A 23,070-nucleotide genomic window follows, 5' to 3' on the forward strand; every position below is an offset into this window, starting at 1 on the left:
GACAACTCTGGAGAAGGACGCATGCCCCCATCGATCACTCCTCTCGGCGCCGGCCCCGCGGACCAGGACGACCTTGTCTTCCTGGAAGAGGACCCTGTGCAGGAACACGGCGCGCCGCGCCGGCCCTGGCGCGTGATGATCGTCGACGACGACGAGGATGTGCATTCCACCACCACATTCGCCCTGGGCAACCTGGACATGCAGGGCCGCCCGCTGGAATTCCTGCACGCCTACTCGGCCGCCGAAGCGCGCGCGCTGCTGGCGCGGGAAAGCGAGATCGCCGTCATCCTGCTCGACGTCGTGATGGAGCAGGACGATGCCGGCCTGCGCCTCGTGCGCCACATCCGCGAAACGCTGAAGCTGGCGGACGTGCGCATCATCCTGCGCACCGGCCAGCCCGGCTACGCGCCGGAGATCGACGCGATCCGCGACTTCGACATCAACGACTACAAGACCAAGTCCGAACTGACCCGGATCAAGCTGTACACGACGGTGACGGCCGCGATCCGCTCGTACGAACAGATCCGCCGCATCAATGCGAGCCGCCAGGGGCTGGACCGGATCGTGCACGCCAGCACCGAGCTGATGGCGCTGCACGGCGTGCACAATTTCGCCGTCGGCGCACTGGCGCAGGCCGCCGCGCTGCTGGGCGCGCAGCCTTCCGGCCTGCTGTGCGTGGGCACCGACGGGCCGGCGCAGCACGTGCTTGCCGCCATCGGCGCCTGGCAGGAATACGAAGGCCGCGACCTGGATGCCGGCGGCGTGCCGCCACTCCTGGCGCGGGCGCTGGCCGAGCGGCGCAACCTGTATGCCGAGCATGCCGTGGCGCTGTACCTGGCCGGCAAGTCGTGCCGCACATTCGGCGCGCTGATCGACGTGCCCCGGCTGCCCACGGAACTGGAGCAGCGCCTGCTGGACGTGTACGCGGCCAACGTGGCCGTCGGGCTGGACAACGTCGAGCTGCTGTCGCATCTGCACGAGGCGGCGTTCTTCGACACGCTGTCGAAGCTGCCGAACCGCACCCGCCTGATCGAGATCCTCGACGCGACGCTGGCCGGGCCGGCGCGTGCCGACGCCACGCTGTGCCTCGTCGACCTCGACCACTTCGCCGAGACCAACGACGCGCTGGGCCACGAGTTCGGCGACATGCTGCTGGCCGCCGTGGCGCGCCGGCTCCGGCACAGCCTGGGCGGGCAGCTGACGGTAGCGCGGATCGGCGGCGACATCTTCTGCGTGCTGGGCAGTGCCGCGCAAGTGCAGCCGGGGCCGATCCTCGGCCTGTTCCAGCAACCGTTCGACATCGAAGGTCAGACCGTGCAGGTCACCGCGACGCTGGGCCTGGTGCGCCTGGCGGAGCACGACGGCAGCGGCACGGACGCGTTGAAGGATGCCGACATCGCCTTGAAGCGGGCCAAATCGCAGCAGCGTGCCGGCCACTTCTACTTCACGCGCAATATGGGCGTGGAGATCCGCGAACGGGTGCGGATGATGCATGCGCTGCGCACGGCGTTCAACCGCCACGAACTGTACCTCGCGTATCAGCCGCAGATGGACCTGCACACCCGCCGCCCTGTCGGCGCGGAAGCGCTGCTGCGCTGGCGCACGGCGGACGGCGTCAACGTGTCGCCCGACCGCTTCATTCCGATCGCCGAGTATTCCGGGCTGATCATCCACATCGGCGAATGGGTATTGCGCACGGCCTGCGCCGAGCTGGTGCGGCTGCGCGCGGCCGGCCATACGGACTTCACGATGTCGGTGAACGTGTCGCAGGTGCAGTTCCGGCACCCGCAATTCGTGCAGATGCTGCGCCGCGCGCTGGCCGATACGGGTGCCCCGCCCCGCTACATCGAGCTGGAAATCACGGAATCGATGGCGATGGACGAGCCGGATACGTTCGTCGAGATGCTGGCGCAGGTGAAGGAGACGGGCGTACATATCGCGATCGACGACTTCGGCACGGGCTTCTCGTCGCTGTCGCACCTGCAGCGGCTGCGCGTGGACCGGCTGAAGATCGACCGCGCGTTCGTCACCGAAATCACGGGTTCCGCGCGCGGCAGCAGCATTGCCGAGATGGTGATCCAGCTGGGCCGCAACCTGGGCCTGTCGATCGTGGCGGAAGGGGTCGAGGACGAGCGCCAGGCGCAGGTGTTGTACCACCTGGGCTGCCCGCTGGCGCAGGGCTTCCTGTTCGCGCGGCCGATGGCGGCCGGCGACCTGTCCACATGGCTGGCCGGCGAGGCGGCGCGCGCCTAGGCCGACGCCTGCGTGCGGACCAAACGGTGACGCGGCAGCGCGTCTACCGTGTTACGGCTCAGCTGGTGGCTTCGTCCTGCTCGGCCGGCCAGTCGCGGATGTAGGCCTTCAGCATGCGGTTCTCGAAGCTTTGCGCTTCCAGCACGGCACGCGCCACGTCGTAGAACGAGATCACACCGAGCAGCGTCTTCGCGTTCATCACGGGCAGGTAGCGCGCGTGCTTTTCCAGCATGATGCGGCGCACTTCGTTGACGTCGGTATCCGGCGTCACCGTGATAGGGTGGTCGTCCATGTGCTTGCGCACGGTGCCGCCGCCGACCGAGCCCTCGTTCGCATGCAGCGCCTTGAGCACTTCGCGGAACGTCAGCATGCCGACCAGGTCGCCATACTCCATCACGACGAGCGAGCCGATGTCCTTTTCGGCCATCGTGTTCGCCGCTTCCACCAGCGGCTGGTCCGGGGTGATCGTGTAGAGGATGTTGCCCTTGACTTGAAGGATTTCTGAGACTTTCATGGTCGCCGTCCTGTCCGCCGCGCTGACGCGGCTATGAATGAAGTTTGTTTTATTCTAAGCCTTCCGAGGCAATGTAGCGTATGCCCCGTAAAAAATCCAGCGTTGCGCCCGATCAGTCCGCAACACCGGTGCGCCCCGGCGCCGGGCCGAAATGGTCCGCCAGGCTCAGGCCCAGGCCGGCCTCGACGGCCTCCTCCACCTGCCGCGCCAGCCGCGCCGCGTCGCGCCGGGCCTGCACATCGCGCGGGTCCATCGACTCCTGCGCCACGCCCGCGTTGACGGGCATGCCGCCGAACACGAACAGCCGGTAGACGTCCGCCAGGGTCAGCTTGCTGGCATTGGCCAGCAGCACCCAGTGGTCGCCCGTATCGCTGATGTGCTTGCCGAACTGCACGCGCGGAGCGGGATCGCCGCGCACCCTGCCCACCCAGCCCGGCGCCTGCATGCGCTCTAGCAGGTCCTCCAGCTCGGCGAAACCCAGCCGCGTGCGGGCCCGCAGCGCGGCCGCCGACACGAGCGCCGTGTCGCCGTAGCGACAGGCACCGTGCAGCACCTTCAGCACGGCCAGCGCGTCGACGAACGCGCCGCCCGGTACGGGTTCGTACCACCAGCGCTCGTACTTGACGATCGGCAGCGCCGCGGCCAGCAAGGCGCCCAGCAGCGTGATCAGCCACGAGACGTACACCCACAGAAGGAACAGCGGCAGCGCGGCCAGGGCGCCGTAGATCTTCGAATAGGTGGGGAACTGCGTGATGAACACGGCGAAGCCCCGTTTGGCCAGTTCGAACGCGAGGCCGGCCAGCACGCCGCCGGACAGCGCATCGCGCCAGTCGACGACCTTGTTCGGCACGGCGATATACAGGAACGTGAAGCCGGCCGACGTCAGCACGATCGACAGGATCGCGTAGAACAGCGCGCCGAACACGTTGCCCACCAGGTTCGACGTGGCCGAGAACAGGTGCGTCGACAGCGAGATCGACACCCCGATCACCAGGGGCCCCAGCGTGATCAGCGCCCAGTAGACGAGGATGCGGCGGGTCCAGCGGCGCTCGGCGCGCACCCGCCAGATGCGGTTGAAGACCCGCTCGATCATGCCCATCATCGCCACCGACGTCAGCACGAGCGTCACGGCGCCGACGGCGGAAAGCCGCGTGGCGCTGGCCGCGAACGTCGTCAGGTACGACAGGATCGTGTTCGAGATCGCCTTCGGCATCACGCTCTGGATGAAGTACGCCTCCAGCGCCGTGCGGAACGTCTTGAACATCGGGAACGTGGTGAACACGGCCAGCGCGATCGTCAGCACCGGCACCAGCGCGAACACGGTGGTGAACGTGAGGCCGCCGGCGACCTGCGGCAGGCTTTCCTCGCGCAGCCGGCGCCGCGCGAACAGGTACAGGTCGCGGATCTCGCTCCACGACAGCGCGCGCAGCTCGGCGATGCCTTCGCCGCAGCTCTTCGCCACATAGGTGTATAACGGTGAGATGAACTTCAAATGCACGCTTCCCCGCGGCCCTGAGGCCGCTCTGTAAAGCGTTCTATAATACCAACGATGAACGCGTCCAATCTGATTATCCTTGTTTTGTACTACTCCCGGCATGGCTCCACGCGCAAACTGGCCGAGCTGATCGCCCAGGGCATCGAGAGCGTACCGGGCTGCGATGCCCGCCTGCGTACCGTGCCCGCCGTCTCCACCGTCACCGAAGCCACCGAACCGGACGTACCGGCCGATGGGGCGCCGTACGTGGAACTGGCCGACCTGGAGGATTGCGCCGGCATCGCGGTCGGTTCGCCGACCCGCTACGGCAATATGGCCGCGGCGATGAAGTACTTCTGGGATGGCACGTCGAGCCAGTGGCTGGCCGGCACGCTGGCCGGCAAGCCCGCCTGCGTATTCACGTCCACCGGCAGCCTGCACGGCGGCCAGGAATCCACGCTGCTGTCGATGATGATCCCGCTGCTGCACCACGGCCTGATGGTGCTCGGCCTGCCGTACACGCACCCGGACCTGATGACGACGTCCTCCGGCGGCACGCCGTATGGCGCCAGCCACTGGGCCGGCCTGGAAGGCAAGAAGCCCGTGACGGACGAGGAAAAACGCCTGGCCGTCGCGCTGGGCAAGCGCCTCGCCGAGACGGCCGTGCGGCTGCGGAGCCGCTGATGACGAGCCTTTCGCACAAGGTGGCCTGGTGGGGCGCGCTGGCCAGCGTGGCCGCGCTGATCGTCTGGTGCCTGCTGTGGGAACTGGTGCTCGCGCCGCTGCACCCGGGCGGCTCGTGGCTCGCGCTGAAGGCCGCGCCGCTGCTGTTCCCGCTGGTCGGCGTGCTGAAACGCGACCTGTACACGCTGCAATGGTCATCGATGATGATCCTTGCCTACTTCACGGAAGGCGTGGTGCGCGGCTGGAGCGACCGCACAATGCCGTGGCTCGGCTGGGGCGAGGCGGCGCTGGTCGCCGTGTTCTTCGCCTGCGCGCTGATGTACGTCCACCCGTACAAGAAGGCGGCCAAGCTGGCCGCGCGCCAGCTGCTGGACAAGGTCGCGCGCAGCCGCAATGGTCAACAATGACGTCATCAATGAAGTCACCAATGACGCGATGAGTGTGGATGCCTTCCTCGACCGGTGCCGCGCCATCGTCGGCGCCGGTTTCGTGCTGGACACCCCCGGCGACATGGCGCCGTTCCTGCGCGACTGGCGCGGCCGCTTCACGGGCGCCGCGCGCGCCGTGCTGCGCCCCGGCTCCGTCGACGAAGTCGCACAACTGGTGCGAGCCTGTGCCGATGCCCGCGTGCCCATCGTGCCGCAAGGCGGCAACACGGGCCTCGTACTGGGCAGCGTGCCTGATGCCGGCGGCACGGCCGTCGTGCTGTCGCTGACCCGCCTGAACCGCATCCGCGCCATCGATGCCGTGAACCGCACGATCACCGTCGATGCGGGCGCCGTGCTGCAGCACGTGCAGCAGGCCGCACTCGACGCGGGCTGCCTGTTCCCGCTGTCGCTGGCGGCCGAAGGCAGTTGCACGATCGGCGGCAACCTGTCGACGAATGCGGGCGGCACGGCGGTGCTCCGCTATGGCAATACGCGCGAGCTGTGCCTGGGCCTGGAAGTGGTGACGGCGCAGGGCGAGCTGTGGTCCGGCCTGCGCGGCCTGCGCAAGGACAACACGGGATACGACCTGCGCGACCTGTACATCGGCGCCGAAGGCACGCTCGGCATCATCACCGGTGCCGTAATGAAGCTGTATCCGCTGCCGAAAGCGTCGATCACGGCGCTGGCCGCCCTGCCCTCGCCCGCTCACGCGCTGCAGCTGCTATCGTTGGCACAGGACCGCGCGGGCGCCAGCCTGACGGGCTTCGAACTGATTTCGGAATACTGCCTGGAGCTCGTCGCCACGCACTTCCCGCAACTGCCGCGCCCTTTCGCGACGACCCATCCGCAGTATGCGCTGCTGGAAATCTCCAGCAATGAAAGCGAGGCGCACGGCGTGGCGCTGCTGGAAGGGACCATCGCCGCGGCCATCGATGCGGGCATCGTCGTGGACGCCGTCGTCGCCACGTCCGTCGCGCAGTCGCGGGGGCTGTGGGCCTTGCGCGAGCACATCCCGCTGGCCCAGGCGGCGGACGGCAAGAACATCAAGCACGACATCTCGCTGCCCGTATCGACGATCGCCAGCTTCATCGCGCATACGGAACCGTTGCTGCAACAGGCTTTCCCCGGCTGCCGCCTCGTGTGCTTCGGCCACCTGGGCGACGGCAACCTGCACTTCAACGTCGCACCGCCGCACGGCATCGGCCACGAGGCCTTCCTCGCCAACCAGGCCAACGTCAACCGGCTCGTGCACGACACGGTTGTCGCATACGGCGGCTCGATCTCGGCCGAACACGGCATCGGCGCGTTGAAACGCGACGAACTGGCGCGCTACAAGTCGCCCGTGGAACTGAACCTGATGCGCGCGGTGAAGGCGGCGCTGGACCCGCACAACATCATGAACCCGGGGAAGATCCTGTGACGCGCTTTTCGCTGACCTTGATGCTGGTGCTGGCACTGCCTGCCTACGGCCAGGTGTACAAATGCACGCGCGACGGCAAGGTGACGTACAGCGAAGCCCCGTGCGCCGGCGGTGCCCAGAGCACGCTGGACGTGCCTGCGCCGAGCGCCGCGCCGGATGCCCCCCGGGAGCTGGAGCGGCTGCGGCGCGAGTCGAAGGTGCTTGAAAAGGAACGGCACGCCCGCGAGGCCGTGCAAGCGAGGGAAGAAGCGCAGGCCGGCCGGCAGGCCCTGCGGCGCCGCGAAAAATGCGAACAGCTGCAGCTTGCGCGCAAGTGGGCCGAGGAAGACGCCCGCCGCGCCGACCCGCAGGCGGAAGAAGCGGCACGGCTGAAAGCCCGCCGCGCCGCCGAACGTTACGCGGCCGCGTGCAAGTGAGGCCAATGACGTCGTTGCAAACCCTGTCCCGCTGGCTGCTGCTCGGTGAATGGCGCGCCCATCCCGTGCGCGCGCTGACGGCGGTGGCCGCGATCGCCGTCGGCGTCGCCCTCGGTTTTGCGATCCACCTGATCAATGCGGCCGCGTTCAACGAGTTTTCCGCCGCCGTGCAAAGCCTGTCCGGCCAGGCCGACGTGCAGGTGACCGGCACCGAGCCGCTGTTCGACGAGGACATCTATCCGCGCCTGGCGCAGCGCCCCGAGGTCGCCGTCGCGTCGCCCGTGCTGGAATTCGCCGCATCGCTGCCGGGCGGCACCGAACCGCTGAAGATCGTCGCGCTCGACGTGTTCCAGGCCGGCTTCATCACGCCGGACCTGATCGGCGCGCCCGCCACGCAGGAAGCCACCGACACGCTGGCGGACGACGTCCTGTTCCTGTCCCCCGCCGCGCAGCGCTGGCTGAACGTCGCACCCGGCGGCAAGCTGGCGTTCCAGGTCGGCACCCGGCAACTCGAACTGCGGGTGGCCGGTTCGCTGCAGCGTGCCCGCGTCGGCCAGAGATTGGGCGTGATGGACATCGGCGCCGCGCAATGGCGCTTCGGGCGGCTCGGCAAGCTGTCGCGCGTGGACCTGAAGCTGCGCGACGGCGTCGACCGCAACGCATTCCAGGCCGCCCTGGCCGCCGACCTGGCACGCGCCTACCCGGGCCGCTTCCGCGTCGGGCAGCCCAACGACGCGAACCAGGAAAGCCGCAACAGCAATATGAGCCGGGCATATCGCGTCAACCTGTCCGTGCTGGCCCTGGTCGCGCTGTTCACCGGCGCCTTCCTCGTCTTCTCGACGCAGGCGCTGTCCGTGATGCGCCGGCGCAGCCAGTTCGCGCTGCTGCGCGTGCTGGGACTGGAACGCCGTCAGCTGCTGCGCCAGGTACTGATCGAAGGCGCGAGCCTGGGCGTGATCGGCTCGCTGCTGGGCATCGCCGGCGGCTATGCGATCGCCGCCGCGGCGCTCAAGCTGTTCGGCGGCGACCTGGGTGCCGGCTACTTCGCTGGCGTCCAACCGTCGGTGCATTTCACGCCGGTCGCCGCCGTCGTCTATTTCGCGCTCGGCGCCGGCGTCGCGCTGGTCGGCTGCGCCACCCCGGCGTGGGAAGCGGCGCGGGCTGCGCCGGCCGTCGCCTTGAAGTCAGGTGCGGACGAAGTCGCGCTGCGCCGGCTTGCGCGCCCCTGGCCCGCGCTGGCCTGCCTGGTCCTTGCCGGCGTGCTGACCCGCCTGCCGCCCGTGTTCGAGCTGCCCGTGTTCGGCTACCTGTCCATCGCGCTGCTGCTGATCGGCGGCATCGCGCTGATGCCGCGCATCGCCGCGGCCGCGTTCCGTTTCGCGCACCGCCGCTGGAGCGCCGCCACCGGGAAGGACCCGGCAGCACCGGCCGTGCCGACGTTGACGCTGGCCCGGCTCGCCAATGCTTCCGGCCAGGCCGGCATCGCGCTGGGCGGCGTGCTGTCGAGCTTTTCGCTGATGGTGGCGATGGCCATCATGGTCGCCAGCTTCCGCGCCTCGGTTGACGAATGGATCTTGCAAGTGCTGCCGGCCGACCTGTATGCCCGCACCGCCAGCGGCGGCAGCACGGCGGGCCTGACACCGCGCGAACAGGCCGCATTGCAGGCCGCGCCGGGCATAGCCCGCGTCGAATTCCTGCGGCTGCGCTCCGTGTCGCTGGCGCCGGATCGCCCGAACGTGGCACTGCTGGCGCGCGACCTCGACCCGGCCCACCCGGAGCGCTCGATGGTGCTGGTCGGCGAGCAGGTGCCGCAGCGCACCGGCAACCTGCCGCGCGCCTGGGTGTCCGAAGCGATGGCGGACCTGTACCGCATCCAGCCCGGCCAGACGCTGCCGTTGCCGCTGGCCGGCCGCACCGTGCCGTTCTTTGTCGCGGGCGTATGGCGCGATTACGCCCGTTCGACGGGCGCCGTGATCGTGGCGCGCGCCGACTACGTTCGGCTGACGGGCGATGCGGACGTCAGCGATGCCGCGCTGTGGCTGGCCAAGGATGCCCGCACCGGCGATGCGCAGGCCGCATTGAAACGGCTGCCGTTCGGCGCCGCGCTGGACGTGACGGCACCGTCCGAGATCCGCGCCCTGTCGCTGCGCATCTTCGATCGCAGCTTTGCCGTCACGTACCTGCTGGAAGCGATCGCGATCGTCATCGGCCTGTTCGGCGTGGCCGCCACGTTCTCCGCGCAGACGCTGGCGCGCGCCAAGGAATTCGGCATGCTGCGTCACATCGGCGTCACGCGCGGCCAGATCCTCGGCATCCTCGCACTCGAAGGCGGCGCGCTGACGGGTCTTGGCATCGCCACCGGCTTCGCGCTGGGCTGGGCCATCAGCCTGATCCTGGTTCACATCGTCAACCCGCAATCGTTCCACTGGACGATGCGGATGCATTTCCCGTGGCCGCTGCTGGGCGCCGTGGCCGGTGCGCTGCTGGCCGCCAGCATGCTGACGGCGCTGGCGTCCGGCCGGCAGGCCTTGTCCGGCGGGCCGATCCGCGCCGTCAGGGAGGATTGGTGATGCGCACCTTGCTGTTGCTTCTGTTGGCGCTGTGCCTGCCCGCGTGGTGCGCCGCGCCCACCTTCGCACCCGTCGCACCGCTGGCCCCGGGCGAGGCGCTGCGCTTCCCGCGCGACTTCGGCGCCCACCCGCAGCACCGCACCGAATGGTGGTATGCCACGGGCTGGCTGACGACGGCGGACGGCAAGGCGCTGGGCTACCAGGTGACGTTCTTCCGCAGCCGCACGGGCGTCGACGACGCCAATCCGAGCCGCTTCGCGCCCAAGCAGCTGATCATCGGCCACGCGGCGCTGTCCGATCCGGCGCAGGGCAAGCTGCTGCACGACCAGCGCAGCGCGCGCGCCGGCTTCGGCCTGGCCTTTGCCAGCGAGACGGATACGGACGTGAAGCTGGCCGGCTGGCGCATGACGCGCGCCGCCGACGGCCGCTACCGCGTGACCATCCCCGCGGCCGACTTCGCGCTGGAGCTGGTGCTGGAACCGACGCAGCCGATCCTGCTGCAAGGGGAACGCGGCTACTCGCAAAAGGGCCCGCGGCCCGCCCAGGCCAGCTATTACTACAGCAAGCCGCAATTGCGCACGACGGGCACGATCGTCGGCGCCGGCGGCAAGCGCAGTGCCGTCACCGGCGTGACGTGGCTCGACCACGAGTGGTCCAGCCAGGTGCTGGACCCGGAAGCCGCCGGCTGGGACTGGGTCGGCGCGAACCTGGACGACGGCGGCGCGCTGATGGCCTTCCGCATCCGCGACAAGCGAGGTGGTAAACTATGGGCCCACGCGACGTGGCGCGACGCATCCGGTAAGATCACGCATTACGGCCCGGACGACGTGACGTTCACGCCGCGCACGCGCTGGCGCTCGCCGCGCACGGGAGCCGAGTACCCCGTGGCGATGACGGTGAGCACCGGCGCCACGCTCTGGCAGCTCGATCCCCTGCAGCAGGACCAGGAACTCGACTCGCGCCGCTCGACCGGTGCCGTGTATTGGGAAGGCGCCGTCACGGTCAGCCGCGACGGCCGCCCGCGTGGGCGTGCCTACCTCGAGCTGACGGGCTACGTCAGGCCGATGAAACTGTAACAACACCAAAAGCCACCAGAATGAGCAACAGCACCACCAGCAGCGCCCGCGACACCGTGACCACTCCCGCCAACCGCGCACAGGAAAAAGGCAGCCTGGCCGCCCTGCGCGGGCTGCTGCCCTTCCTGAAGCCCTACCGCGCACGTTTCGCGATGGCCGGCATCGCGCTCGTCGTCGCGGCGGCCGCCACCCTGGCCATCCCCGCCGCGTTCAAGCGGATGATCGACCTGGGCTTCGGCGCCGGTGCCGGCGTGCACAGCGCCGAGCACGTGAACGCCGTGTTCCTGGCGCTGTTCGGCGTGGCCGTCGTGTTGGCGCTGGCGACCGCCGCGCGCTTCTATTCCGTGTCGTGGCTCGGCGAACGTGTGACGGCGGACATCCGCAGCGCCGTGTACCGCCACGTCGTGCAGCAAAGCCCCGCGTTCTTCGAGACGACGCAGACGGGCGAGGTACTGTCGCGCATCACCACCGATACGACGTTGATCCAGGCCGTCGTCGGCACCAGCATCTCGATGGCGCTGCGGAACATGCTGCTGTTTGCCGGCGGCCTCGTGATGCTGTTCGTGACGAGCCCGAAGCTGTCTGCCATCATCATCGGCCTGCTCGTGCTGACGGTGCTGCCGATCGTGATGTTCGGCCGCCGCGTGCGCAAGCTGTCGCGCGACTCGCAGGACCGCATCGCCGATGCCTCGGCGGTGGCCGGCGAGATCCTGAACGCGATGCCGACCGTGCAGGCGTTCACGCACGAACACATCGAGACGGAGCGCTTCGGCAGCTCCGTCGAAGGCGCGTTCACGACCGCGATGCGGCGCATCCAGGCCCGCGCCCTGCTGACGATGCTCGCCATCGTGCTGGTGTTCGGCGCGATCGTGTTCGTGCTGTGGCTCGGTGCCCATGCTGTGCTGGAAGGAACGATGTCCGGCGGCGACCTGGGCCAGTTCATCCTGTATGCGTCGATCGTCGCTGGTGCGATCGGCGCGCTGTCCGAAGTGATGGGCGAAGCGCAGCGCGCCGCCGGCGCCACCGAGCGGCTGCTGGAACTGATGGCCGCGAATTCCGACATCAAGTCGCCGGAACACCCGCTGCCGCTGCCGCCGCGGGCCGCCAACGGGGCCGCGCTGACCTTGGGGAACGTCACGTTCCACTACCCTTCCCGCCCGGATACGGCATCGCTGTCGCACGTGAACCTGGACATCCGGCCCGGCGAGACGGTGGCGATCGTCGGCCCGTCCGGCGCCGGCAAGACGACCTTGTTCCAGCTGTTCCTGCGCTTCTACGATCCGCAGCAGGGCACGATCCGCCTCGACGGCGTGGACATCCGCCAGATCGCGCTGCACGACCTGCGCAACGCGATCGGCATCGTGCCGCAGGACACCGTGATTTTTTCGGCCGACGCGATGGAAAACATCCGCTACGGCCGCGCCGGTGCGACCGACGAGGAAGTGATCCAGGCCGCGAAGCTGGCCGCCGCGCACGAATTCATCGAACGCCTGCCGAACGGCTACCAGTCGTTCCTGGGCGAGCGCGGCGTGCGGCTGTCCGGCGGCCAGCGCCAGCGCATCGCGATCGCCCGCGCGCTGCTGAAGAATCCCCCGCTGCTGTTGCTGGACGAAGCCACCAGCGCGCTGGACGCCGAATCGGAACGCCTGGTGCAGTCGGCACTGGAAGCAGCGATGGTAGGCCGCACCACCGTCATCATCGCGCACCGTCTCGCCACCGTGCAGCGCGCCGACCGCATCATCGTGATGGAGGACGGCCGCATCGTCGAGACGGGCACGCACCAGACGCTCGTCGCGCTGGGCGGCGTGTACGCGAAGCTGGCAGCGCTGCAGTTCCACAACGTGCACGTGGAGCATGCGCATGGATGAGGCGGACCTGCGGCAGCGCTGCCACACGGTGCTGCCGGGCCACCGGCAGCAGACGCCCGCGCAACTCTTCGCGGCGATGGCCACGTGGTGCGAGGAAAACGGCATCGCCCACGACGTATATGGCGAAGGGGAACTGATCGAGGCGCTCGAGCGCAAGGTCGCCGCGTTGCTCGGCACTGAAGCTGCCACGTTCTGCATCACCGGCACGATGGCGCAAGCCACCGCGCTGCGCCTGGCCTGCGATGAACGGGGTTCGCGCCTCGTCGCGCTGCATCCGACGGCGCACATCCTGAAGCACGAACGCGGCAACCATCAGCTGCTGGGCCACTTCGATGCGCTGACGATCGGCAGCCCGCACCGCCCGTTCACCCTGGCGGAGCTGCAGGCGATCCCCGACCGGCTGGGCGCCGTGGCGCTGGAACTGCCGGCGCGCGAGCTGGGCGGCCAGGCGCCGGCGTGGGATGAACTGCAAGCGATGAAGGACTATTGCCGCGCGCGCGGCATCCACCTGCACATGGACGGCGCGCGGCTGTGGGAAGCGGCCGCCGCGTATGGCCGCAGCCATGCCGAGATCGCGGCCGGCTTCGACACCGTCTACGTGTCCCTCTACAAGGGTATCGGCGGCCTCGGTGGCGCGCTGCTCGCGGGCCCTAAGGCCTTCATCGCCCGTGCCCAGGAATGGTACCGGCGCCAGGGCGGCAACGTGATCCACCGCTCGCCGTACGTCGTGGCGGCCGCGATGCAGCTCGATGCGCGGCTGGCCGCGATGCCGGCGTACTTCCGCCGCACCCAATGGCTGTACGACGCGCTGCGCGGCTATCCTCTACTGAGCGCCAACCCGGTCGCGCCGCAGGCCAACCTGCTGCACCTGCACCTGCCCGTGGACCGCGAGCGCGCGCTGGCCATCCGCAACGACGTCGCCGCCGCGCACGGCATCTGGCTGCACAACGCCGTGCACCACGCCCAGCTGGACGGCACCAGCTACACGGAATGGTACGTCGGCGACAACCTGCTGCACCTGCCGGACGAAGCGGTGCATGCGGCGCTGGGAGCATGGCAGGCCGCGCTGGAGGCGGCACGATGAGCTTTCGCACGTTGAAGTTGATCGACCCGCTGCTGCGCGCGCTGGACGACCTGGGCTACGACGATCCCACGCCCGTGCAGCGCCAGGCGATACCGGCCGTGCTGGCCGGGCGCGACCTGATGGCCGCCGCGCAGACGGGTACCGGCAAGACGGCCGGCTTCGCGCTGCCGCTGCTGCAGCGCCTCACGCTGGCCGGCGCCGTGGCGCCGCTGGGCGTGCGCTGCCTCGTGCTGGCGCCCACGCGCGAGCTGGCCGAACAGGTCTACGGGAGCTTTCGCCGCTACGGCGCGCACGTGCCGCTGCGCTTCGGCGTCGCGTACGGCGGCGTGCCGATTGAGCCGCAAGCGGCCAAGCTGAAAAAAGGCCTCGATGTGCTCGTGGCCACGCCGGGCCGCCTGCTCGACCTGCAGCGCCAGGGCCTGCTGACGTTCGCGCAGCTGGAGACCCTCGTGCTGGACGAGGCGGACCGCATGCTGGACCTCGGCTTCGCGGCGGACCTCGATGCCGTGTTCGCGGCGTTGCCGCCCGAGCGCCAGACGTTGCTGTTCTCGGCCACGTTCCCCGATGCGATCCGCGCGCTGGCCAACCGCCTGCTGCGCGATCCCATCTCCGTGCAGGCCAGCCCCGCCAATGCGGCGGCGAAGACGGTGCGCCAGTTCGTCGTCACGACGGACAAGAAGGCCAAGGCCGACCTGTTCCTGCACCTGCTGCGCACGCGCGGCTGGGGCCAGGTGCTGGTGTTCGCGAAGACCCGCAAGGGCGTGGACCAACTGGTGGACGTGCTGCAGGGCGAAGGCATCGCGGCCGACGCGATCCACGGCGACAAGCCGCAACCGGCACGCCTGCGCGCGCTCGCTCGCTTCAAGGCGAAGGACGTGCAGGTGCTGGTCGCCACCGACGTGGCCGCGCGGGGCCTCGACATCGCCGGCCTGCCGCTGGTCGTCAACCTGGACTTGCCGACGGTGGCCGAGGATTACGTGCACCGCATCGGCCGCACGGGCCGTGCCGGTGCCGAAGGCGAGGCGATCTCGCTGGTGTGCGCCGACGAGGTGGAGCTGCTCCGCGCGATCGAAACGCTGATCCGGCAGGTGCTGCCGCGCAGCGAGGCGCCGGGCTTCGAGGCGGATCATCGGGTGCCATCGACCGGCAATGCACCAAAGGCCGCCGCGCCGGCACCGCGCAAACCAGTCCCGAAGGCCAGGCCGATGCCGGCATCGAATGCGCCCCGCCCTGCCGGAGGTTTCGGGCAGGCGGCGCAGGAACGGGCCAAGCCCGCGCAACCGCGCGTGCCGAAGGGCGCGGTCGTCGTGGCGGCCGGGCGCGGCGCGAAGTCCGCCGCGGAGGCGGCAGCGAAGACCGCAGTGAAGGCCACCTCACGCGGGCCGAAGAAACGCTGACCCGTACCAAACTGATAAAATCACCCGTTTTTGTAAGCCGGAGAACCGCATGCAGCAGTACCAGCAATTGATCGAAACCGTCCTGGCCGAAGGCACGTGGCAGGACAACCGCACCGGCATCCGTACGCTGTCCGTGCCGGGCGCGATGATGCGCTTCGATCTGGCGAAAGGGTTCCCGGCCGTGACGACGAAGAAGCTCGCCTTCAAGTCCGTCGTCGGCGAACTGTGCGCGTTCCTGCGCGCTTCCCGCAGCGCGGCCGACTTCCGTGCGCTGGGCTGCAAGGTGTGGGACCAGAACGCCAACGAAAACGCGCAGTGGCTGGCGAACCCGTTCCGCACCGGCACCGACGATCTCGGCCCCGTGTATGGCGTGCAGTGGCGCCAGTGGCCCGGCTACAAGGTGCTGGACGCCGACGCGGCCGAGCAGATCGCCGCCGCGCGCCGCAACGGCTTCACCGAAGTGGCGCCGCTCGTCGTGGATGGCGTCAACAAGGTGTTGATGTACAAGGCGATCGACCAGCTGCGCGAATGCCTGGACACGATCGTCCACAATCCGTCGAGCCGGCGCATCCTGTTCCACGGCTGGAACCCGGCCGTGCTGGACCAGGTCGCGCTGCCGGCCTGCCACCTGCTGTACCAGTTCATTCCGAATCCGGCCACGAAAGAGATTTCGTTGTGCCTGTACGTGCGCAGCAACGACATTGGTCTGGGCACGCCGTTCAACATCGCGGAAGGCGCCGCGCTGCTGCACCTCGTCGGCCGCCTGACGGGTTACACGCCCCGCTGGTTTACCTACTTCATCGGCGACGCGCACATCTACGAAAACCATCTGGACATGGTGAAGGAACAGTTGAAGCGCGCACCGCTGCCGCTGCCGAAATTGGCGATCGCGGACCGGGTGCCGGAGTTCGCTGCCACTGGCAAGTACGAACCGGAATGGCTGGAGAAGATCGAGCCGTCGGACTTCAGCCTCGAAGGCTACCAGCATCATCCGCCGCTGACGGCGCCGATGGCGGTGTAAGATTGCATCGTTAAGTACGGCTAGGTATTTTCATCAGTGAGGAGATGGTCCTAGTGCACGAACGACAACCGTAAAGTACTGTCCCGCCAAATGCGCGCTGGTCTGACATCGTGTCAATTCGTATCATCTCCTACCAAACATCTCATGATAGGACGAAGGTTATCCGCTTCGGAAAAGTGTGGAGATAATCGTTCCAGTTCTTGCCGTGCATTTCTGCCCAATAAAAGCTGCCGGCGCTATTGCCTAGCTGTGACGTCCCGGACGATTTGAACGACGTCCGCGATAACGTCATCACTCACATATAAGCCATGCCGGAGTCCGGAAAATTGGCCCAAAGAGCTGTAAACTTTGATTTTGCAAAAGAGACCTGGTGGAGCGCCATCGACCTCCACTCTCATGCCTGGCCACCTCCATGCTCGAAAAAAGCCGACCGAGAACGCCAAGAGTGAATAGCCAAGCAGAAAAACAAACCCTGCCGCACCAAACGAATAGATCAACACCAAATTAAATGCCCCTTCCGAATCCAGGGCGCCACCGAATGCGCGACGGACCTTCATCGCCGCCAGGACCGCGAGAACCACGCTTGCCATATAAACGGCCGCGAATATAACCAGCGTTAGAGGCCTACGAAATAATATAAAGAAGAACTCGTTTCGCAAGGCAAAAGAAGACGATATCCAATTGAATGTCTGCATTAACCCCAGCGAAAGCGCCGCTTCGTCCCTTGTAGCCCGCAGCAGAAATATCGGTATCCGTGATAAGTTTTCTGCAGGCTTGAGCCTCTGGGGGCTCGGAAAAGGTGAGATAACCTTCAGCACGAGTAAGGTGAGAAGTGTAAGCGCCGGGACCAATATCAACATCCAGGTTGTATTCAGTAAGGTTGATTGCCATTTTAGAACGCCCGTCCAAATAAGCGCATCAATGAATCCTGCAATGAGCAATAGATCAGACATATAGCGATGGCTTGTCGTCGAAGTTACGTTGACGAAGGGCGTACCCATGCAGACCATCCCTTTCAACGAAGGAATCGAATCTCGATCCACTTCTACTTTTTGGACCGCCTCATACGCTACCGTTCCTCCGTGGCTATGGGCTACGATTACCTGGTCTACGTTATCATCATCCAAAGCCCTCAATTCAGCCGCAAATTTTTCAGCTGCTCGCTCTCGTCCGTTTACGCTATTACGTCCGCTCCAAAAAAACGGCTTTAGTTGTATTTCGCTAGGAGATATTTCCACAAGTCTCTTCGCCAACGGCGAAGAGCTTTGAAACCAACTTTCTTTCGGCTTCACCCAGCCGTTAGCCCATGTACCGTGGATCAGATGCACGACGGTACGGTTCGATTTCTTCGTCATTACCAAATATTTTCAAAAACAGAGCTTAGCACCGGCCAGCAAAGTCATCTGGCGCAAACAGTAGCGCGCTGTCTAGATCACATATTCTCGCTACGTACGGCACTGGCGATGTCGTTATCTTTACGGCTACAGCTTCAACCGCCGTTGCCGGCCCCGCCGACCACACCAGCGCCCGGCTGCATCGACGCCACCAGCGCGTGATACCAGCGCTCCTTGCGCGTCTTGTGCAGCTGGTACCACGCCCTGATCGTCTCCGGCCGCCACACCTTCAGCATCTTCATCACCTCGGCCGAGAACTCCAGCGGCGCGAGGCCCGTGGCCGTGACGAGGTTATCGCCGCGCACCGCCGGCTCGTGCCGGTACAGCGCTTCGCCCTTGTAATCGGCGCAGGTCTGCTTCAGGAAACCCAGGTCGTTGCTGGTGTGCCGCCGCGCATCGAGCGCACCGACCGACGCGAGGCCGATCGTGGCGCCGCAGATCGCCGCGACGTTGTGGCCCGCGTCCAGTGCATCGCGGGCGAATTCAAGGATGGGGCGCGTGGCCGGCTGGTCCCACGTCTCGCCGCCCGGCAGGATGACGACGTCGCCCGATTGCAGCACGATGTCGCGCAGCTGCAGGTCCGGCGTGTGGGTGACGCCGCCCATGCTGGTCACGGGGGCGTCCGTCAGGCCCGCCTTCAGGAACTTGAACTCCATCAGGGGGTTGGCGAAGAAGCGGCGGCTGTGCAGCTCCGCCGTCAGGTAGCCGATTTCCCAATCGGCCAGCGTATCGACCACCACCAGATAGGCATTCATCGTCAGCTCCTGTTCAATGAGGGTTGTCCAGTATAGCGCCAGCCGTTCGCTTAAGCGGCGCGCGGCAGCAGGCCGTTCATCCACAGTTGCGCGGCCCGTTCGCCGCGGGTACGCAGCAGGAACGCGTGGCCCGCGTCGCAGGCTGCATCGGCCAGCGAGCGGTCGTGCGCCACGGCTGCCTCCAGGTGGAACAGGCCCTCGTCGTCGCCCTCGCCCAGCAGGATGCAGCCGTAGTGATACGCGGCCTTCGGGAACGGCCCGCCCGGTTGCGCCAGCAGATAGGCCAGCACGTCCTTGCCGGCCGCCGGGCCCACCAGTTCGATGCGCAGCAGCGCCAGCTCCTGCAGGTCGCCCAGCGCCAGTTCGGCCAGCGGCCGGGCACTCAGCTCCGTCAGCCGCAACCGCGCGCGGCTGGCCTGGCGATGCCGCGCTTCCCAATGCCGGCCTTCGCGTTCCCACCACGCGTCGTCGAACGTGCGGATCAATGTGCGCAGCAGCTCGGGCGGCAGCAGCACGTCGGCGGCGGGACGGTCGACTGGCCGCGGCAGCGCGGCCTTCTCGCCTGTCGCGTCGACCCGCTCGCGCAGGCACGGGTGGGTGTCGTGCGGGCTTGAGCGCACCGCCAGCGCGGCGGCCAGCACCTGCGGCCGCGCCCATTGTTCGTAGCCGGCCTTGAACGCCGTCTTCATCGCCGCGAACGGCATGAATGGCGGGCGCGCGTCGCGCTCGGCGTGGCGCAGCAACGTGGGCCAGAATTCCTCGGCCATCCAGCGCGACTGCAGCGCGTCGCGAACCAGTCCTTGCGCATTGGCGACCGTGCCGACCAGGGCACTGGCCGTGCGGTCTGCGTCGTATTCGTTCTGGCGCGACAGCACGAACGTGTACGCATTGTAGTAAGGCATCAGGCGGTCGAGGACGGCGGCGACGGCGCGCTGGAACAGGTTGTCGTCCGCCTGTTCCCGTACCTGGCCGTACAACGCGACGAAGACCTGGCGCTGGCGATACACCCACGCGCCGAACTTGCCGTGGTTGCCGCAGATGTGGCCATACTCGTGGGCGACGGTGGCCAGCATTTCCTTCATCGGCACGCCCAGCAGGTAAGGCAGGCCGATCGTCAGGTAATTCGCGTGCCAACCGAACAGGCCGAAACGGGGCAACTGGGCGATCGCCGCGTTGTACCGGTCGTCGATCAGCACGTGGTCGATGCCAGGCCCGCCCAGTTTCGCGCGCATCCGGTCCAGCATGTCGAACAGTGCCGGCGCCTCGTCGCGGGTCAACGGACGCCCATGTGGCGGTGCCAGGCGAGTGAACAGCGTGCGCAGCACCAGCGCCAGCGCAACCAGCGGCAAGACGACGAACACCGCGCCAAGCAGCGCGAACTTGACGACGCCTGCGTTCAGGTAGGCGGCCAGCGCGAAGCGCACCGCGAGGCCCACCAGCAGCACGCACAGTGCCAGCGTGCCGACGATGACGGCATACGCACCCAGGCTCACCAGCATCACGCGGCGGCGGAACGCGGCCGGATCGGCATGCGAATCGAGTTCCAGGCGCCTGACGAGGCGGGTGTACTGCTGCGGGTCCAAAACGCGTTCCTTTATCGTTGTTGCCAAAAAGCGTAACGATAAAAGAAATTGACCTTTGGAAATCTCTCCAAAGGTCACACTTGCCACTTTTATTTCAACATTACTGCGGCGGCACGTCCTTCAGCACCCCGATCGGCTCGTTGACCAGCTTGCCGCCGACCTTCTTCACCTCGCGAATGTACATGTTCTGCACGATGTCGCGCGTCGTCGCATCGATGGTGATCGGCCCCCGCGGGCTGTTCCACTTCATGCCGGCCAGCGCGGCGATCGCCTTGGGTCCCGTCACGTTGCCGTTCAGCTTGCGGATCGTCTCGTAGATCATCCCCATCGTGTCGTAGGCGGCCACGGTGACGAACGTGGCGGGCGGCCGGTTCGGATTCGCTGCCGCATACGCCTTCAGGAACGCCTTGTTCGCATCGTTGTCCAGCGCCGTCGAGTAGTTCAGCACCGTCACGGCACCGAGCGCGCGCTCGCCCAGCGCTTCCAAGGTCGGCGTATCGCTCGTCATGTCGCCCACGCCTAGGAACTTGATGCCCGCCTTGTCCAGGCCCTTGTCGGTGAACGCCTTGAGCAGCCCCGTGCCGTCCTCGGCGCCCGGCGCGAAGAAGAACAGCGCATCGGGCTTCTCGTCCTTGATGCGCTGGACGAACGGCGAATAATCCGGGTTCGCCAGCGGCACGCGCGCCGAGCCGATCACCTTGCCGCCCGCTTCGTTGAAGCCCTTGATGAACTTCGATTCCGCGTCGATGCCGGTGCTGTAGTCGGAGACCAGCGTGTACACCTTACCGATCTTGCTCTTCCCCGTCCATGTGCCGAACGGCTCCGTCATCTGGTGCATCGTCATCGACGTGCGCACCATGTAGGGCGACTTGGCCGTGATGCCCGTCGTGACGGCGTTCATCACGATCATCGGCGTCTTGCCCTGGGTCGCGATCGGCGCCACGGCCAGCGCGCTCGGTGTCAGCGAAAAGCCGATCAGGAAGCTCACCTTCTCGCGGGCGATCAGTTCCTGCGCGGCGCGCTTGGACAGGTCGGCATTGGTGCCGCCATCGTCGCGGTAGATCACTTCGATCTTCTTGCCCGCGACGGTGCTGCCGTTCTGCTGCAGCCACGTGCGGATGCCGTCCTCGAACGGCTTGCCCGTGTTGGCGAATGGGCCGGTCAGCGCGGCGATCACGCCGATCTTGATCGTGTCCTGCGCCTGGGCCGCCAGCGGCAGGCAGGCAATGGCGACGACGGCTGCAATGGTGCGGATTCTCATCTGTCTCCTCCTTGTAGTTATCGGTGCGCTTGCGCGGCGCGGATCGTGCCGTCGTCGCGGCCTTCGTACATCGCCGCCACCTCGGCGGCCCGGCGCGCCAGCACGGCGCCCTGGTTGACGGTGCCCTTGTCGGTCAGCTCGCGATGGTCGATCGACGGCAGCTCGTGCTGCAGCCGCAGCAGCGCCACCGTCGTCGACGCCCCCGTCGCATCGGCATTGAGGCGATCCAGCAGGCCCGCGAACCAGTCGCGCACGGGAGCGCTGGCCAGCACGCTGGCCACCGGCGCATCGTCCGGCAATCCGGCCAGCACGCGGCAATGCTCCATCCGCGGGAACACCAGCAGGCCGATCGCATGCCGGTCGATGCCGGCGACGACCACGTCCTGCACATACGGCGCGCCCATGCTGATCGCCTTCGCGCGCAGCGGCCCCACGCTGACGAAGGTGCCGGTCGACAGCTTGAAGTCCTCGGCGATGCGGCCGTCGAACATGAAGCCCAGTTCCGGGTGCGCCGGGTCGGCGAAGCGCAGCGCGTCGCCGGTGCGGTAGTAGCCTTCGTCGTCGAACGCCTCGGCCGTCAGGGCCGGCATACGCCAGTAGCCCGGCATCACGTGCGGCCCCTTGAAGCGCGCTTCGAGCTTGCCGCCCACGGGCACCAGCTTCGCGCGGCAGCCCGGCGCCGGCACGCCGACATAGCCGGCGCGCACGATCGGGCCCGTGCCGAACATGCAGGACGGCGACGTTTCCGTCATGCCCAGGCCCGTCATGATGCGGATCGATTCGCCGCAATGGCGCAGCGCGATCCCGTCGAGCCGGTCCCACGCCGCCTGCGACAGCCCGGCGCCAGCGCAGAAGAACAGTTTCACACGCGCGAAGAACGTGGTGCGCAGGCCTTCGTCCGCTTCCAGCGCATCGGCCAGCATCTCCCAGCCCTTCGGGATGTTGAAGTACACGGTCGGCGCGATCTCCCGCAGGTTGTCCAGCGTCTTGTGGAATTCCTGTGGCGTGGGGCGGCCGTCGTCCAGGTACAGCGTGCCGCCGTTGTACAGCGCGATGCCCAGGTTGTGGCTGCCGCCGAACGTGTGATTCCACGGCAGCCAGTCGACCAGCACGGGTGGCTCCTCGCCGAAGAACGGGAACGTCTGCAGCAACATCTGCTGGTTGCTGGCCCACATGCCGTGGGTCGTCACGACGGCCTTCGGCGCCTTCGTCGAGCCGGACGTGAACAGGAACTTGGCGATCGTGTCCGGGCCGACGGCTGCGCAGGCCGCATCGACGGTCGCCGGCGGCGTCTCGATCAGCGCGGCAAAGGGCGTGGCGGGCCGCGTGCCCCGTTCCGCGATCAGCTCCACGCCGGCCGGCAGCACGGCATCGAGCGCGCGGCCGTACAGGTCTGTGTCGCACACGTAGACGGCGCCCGGCGTCAGGTGCGCGACCATGTCCCGCAGCCGGGTGTGGTCGGTGGCCACCAGCGAATACGCCGGCGACACGGGCACGTACGGGATGCCCGCGTACAGCGCGCCCATCGCCAGCTGGCAGTGTTCCAGGTCGTTCCCGGACAGGATCACGAGCGGCCGCTCGGCCGACAAGCCCCGGTCCAGCAGCGCCTGACCGATACGGCGCGCCCGTTCCAGCATGTCGCCGTAGCCGATGCGGATCCACGCGCCGTCGGCACCGCGCCGCGCCACCAGCGTGCGCGCCGGATGCCGCTGGGCACCGCGTACCAGCGGGTCGGTGAAGCGCCGCGGCACATCGCCCAGTGGCGTTGCCGCGTCCACGTACCACGTGTCGCCGGTGCGCCGGACAGCGATCTGCGGGCAGCCGATGCTGACGGGGCGGCAGCGCCCCGGCATCTCCGATGCAGTCATGGGC

The 23,070-nt window shown here is 67.6% G+C and carries 18 protein-coding genes; 11 read left to right on the top strand and 7 right to left on the bottom strand.

Features of this window, described 5'->3' with window-relative positions:
* Positions 1-21: 21 nt before the first annotated feature.
* Positions 22-2,253, top strand: coding sequence for a putative bifunctional diguanylate cyclase/phosphodiesterase (locus tag IP92_RS22740; RefSeq protein WP_145879505.1), 2,232 nt, complete (start codon positions 22-24; stop codon positions 2,251-2,253).
* A 58-nt stretch (positions 2,254-2,311) separates the two neighbouring features.
* On the opposite strand, the gene IP92_RS22745 is transcribed toward IP92_RS22740, so the two are convergent.
* Both IP92_RS22745 and IP92_RS22750 read right to left on the bottom strand, forming a co-directional pair.
* On the bottom strand, positions 2,312-2,767 hold the full coding sequence (locus IP92_RS22745) for a CBS domain-containing protein (RefSeq protein ID WP_145879507.1): 456 nt from the start codon (positions 2,765-2,767) through the stop codon (positions 2,312-2,314).
* Between the two features lie 112 nt (positions 2,768-2,879).
* On the bottom strand, positions 2,880-4,250 hold the full coding sequence (locus IP92_RS22750; RefSeq protein WP_229418936.1) for a YihY family inner membrane protein: 1,371 nt from the start codon (positions 4,248-4,250) through the stop codon (positions 2,880-2,882).
* Between the two features lie 66 nt (positions 4,251-4,316).
* On the opposite strand from IP92_RS22750, the gene wrbA reads away from it, so the two are divergent.
* Genes wrbA through IP92_RS22800 form a run of 10 tightly spaced genes read left to right on the top strand, consistent with a single transcriptional unit; the run spans position 4,317 to position 16,205 of the window.
* Positions 4,317-4,925: an NAD(P)H:quinone oxidoreductase gene (gene wrbA / locus IP92_RS22755; RefSeq protein WP_145879513.1), complete on the top strand. Its 609-nt coding sequence runs from the start codon at positions 4,317-4,319 to the stop codon at positions 4,923-4,925.
* Complete coding sequence (locus IP92_RS22760) at positions 4,925-5,332, top strand: DUF2069 domain-containing protein (protein WP_145879515.1); 408 nt, start codon at positions 4,925-4,927, stop codon at positions 5,330-5,332. The genes wrbA and IP92_RS22760 overlap by 1 nt, the downstream gene beginning before the upstream one ends.
* Complete coding sequence (locus tag IP92_RS22765) at positions 5,319-6,773, top strand: FAD-binding oxidoreductase (RefSeq protein ID WP_229418927.1); 1,455 nt, start codon at positions 5,319-5,321, stop codon at positions 6,771-6,773. Before IP92_RS22760 ends, IP92_RS22765 begins: the two co-directional genes overlap by 14 nt.
* Entirely contained in the window at positions 6,770-7,189 is a 420-nt protein-coding gene (locus IP92_RS22770) for a DUF4124 domain-containing protein (protein ID WP_145879517.1), read from the top strand. Before IP92_RS22765 ends, IP92_RS22770 begins: the two co-directional genes overlap by 4 nt.
* Positions 7,190-7,194: 5 nt before the next feature.
* A complete protein-coding gene (locus IP92_RS22775; RefSeq protein WP_145879519.1) occupies positions 7,195-9,759 on the top strand; it encodes an FtsX-like permease family protein in 2,565 nt (854 codons plus the stop codon).
* Positions 9,759-10,835 carry a lipocalin-like domain-containing protein gene (locus tag IP92_RS22780; protein WP_145879520.1) on the top strand — a complete coding sequence of 359 codons (1,077 nt, stop codon included), beginning with the start codon at positions 9,759-9,761 and terminating at the stop codon, positions 10,833-10,835. Before IP92_RS22775 ends, IP92_RS22780 begins: the two co-directional genes overlap by 1 nt.
* Positions 10,836-10,855: 20 nt before the next feature.
* Positions 10,856-12,703, top strand: a complete 1,848-nt coding sequence (locus tag IP92_RS22785) for an ABC transporter transmembrane domain-containing protein (RefSeq protein WP_145879522.1) — start codon at positions 10,856-10,858, stop codon at positions 12,701-12,703.
* On the top strand, positions 12,696-13,787 hold the full coding sequence (locus IP92_RS22790) for a threonine aldolase family protein (RefSeq protein ID WP_145879524.1): 1,092 nt from the start codon (positions 12,696-12,698) through the stop codon (positions 13,785-13,787). Before IP92_RS22785 ends, IP92_RS22790 begins: the two co-directional genes overlap by 8 nt.
* Positions 13,784-15,184, top strand: coding sequence for a DEAD/DEAH box helicase (locus IP92_RS22795; RefSeq protein ID WP_145879526.1), 1,401 nt, complete (start codon positions 13,784-13,786; stop codon positions 15,182-15,184). The genes IP92_RS22790 and IP92_RS22795 overlap by 4 nt, the downstream gene beginning before the upstream one ends.
* A 49-nt stretch (positions 15,185-15,233) precedes the next feature.
* Positions 15,234-16,205 carry a thymidylate synthase gene (locus IP92_RS22800; protein ID WP_145879528.1) on the top strand — a complete coding sequence of 324 codons (972 nt, stop codon included), beginning with the start codon at positions 15,234-15,236 and terminating at the stop codon, positions 16,203-16,205.
* 236 nt (positions 16,206-16,441) lie between these two features.
* On the opposite strand, the gene IP92_RS22805 is transcribed toward IP92_RS22800, so the two are convergent.
* The 5 genes from IP92_RS22805 to IP92_RS22825 all read right to left on the bottom strand — a co-directional run bounded on the left by IP92_RS22805 (position 16,442) and on the right by IP92_RS22825 (position 23,066).
* Positions 16,442-17,560 (bottom strand): lipase family protein, encoded by a 1,119-nt coding sequence (locus IP92_RS22805; protein WP_145879531.1) that lies wholly within the window; start codon positions 17,558-17,560, stop codon positions 16,442-16,444.
* Between the two features lie 134 nt (positions 17,561-17,694).
* Positions 17,695-18,354 (bottom strand): DJ-1/PfpI family protein, encoded by a 660-nt coding sequence (locus IP92_RS22810; RefSeq protein WP_145879533.1) that lies wholly within the window; start codon positions 18,352-18,354, stop codon positions 17,695-17,697.
* Positions 18,355-18,404: 50 nt separating this feature from the next.
* Complete coding sequence (locus tag IP92_RS22815) at positions 18,405-19,937, bottom strand: M48 family metallopeptidase (protein ID WP_145879536.1); 1,533 nt, start codon at positions 19,935-19,937, stop codon at positions 18,405-18,407.
* A 100-nt stretch (positions 19,938-20,037) separates the two neighbouring features.
* Entirely contained in the window at positions 20,038-21,198 is a 1,161-nt protein-coding gene (locus IP92_RS22820) for an ABC transporter substrate-binding protein (protein ID WP_145879538.1), read from the bottom strand.
* 17 nt (positions 21,199-21,215) lie between these two features.
* A complete protein-coding gene (locus IP92_RS22825; protein WP_145879541.1) occupies positions 21,216-23,066 on the bottom strand; it encodes a feruloyl-CoA synthase in 1,851 nt (616 codons plus the stop codon).
* Positions 23,067-23,070 lie beyond the last annotated feature (4 nt).

This window comes from Pseudoduganella flava (assembly GCF_007830495.1).
GTDB classification, from domain to species: Bacteria; Pseudomonadota; Gammaproteobacteria; order Burkholderiales; family Burkholderiaceae_D; genus Rugamonas; species Rugamonas flava.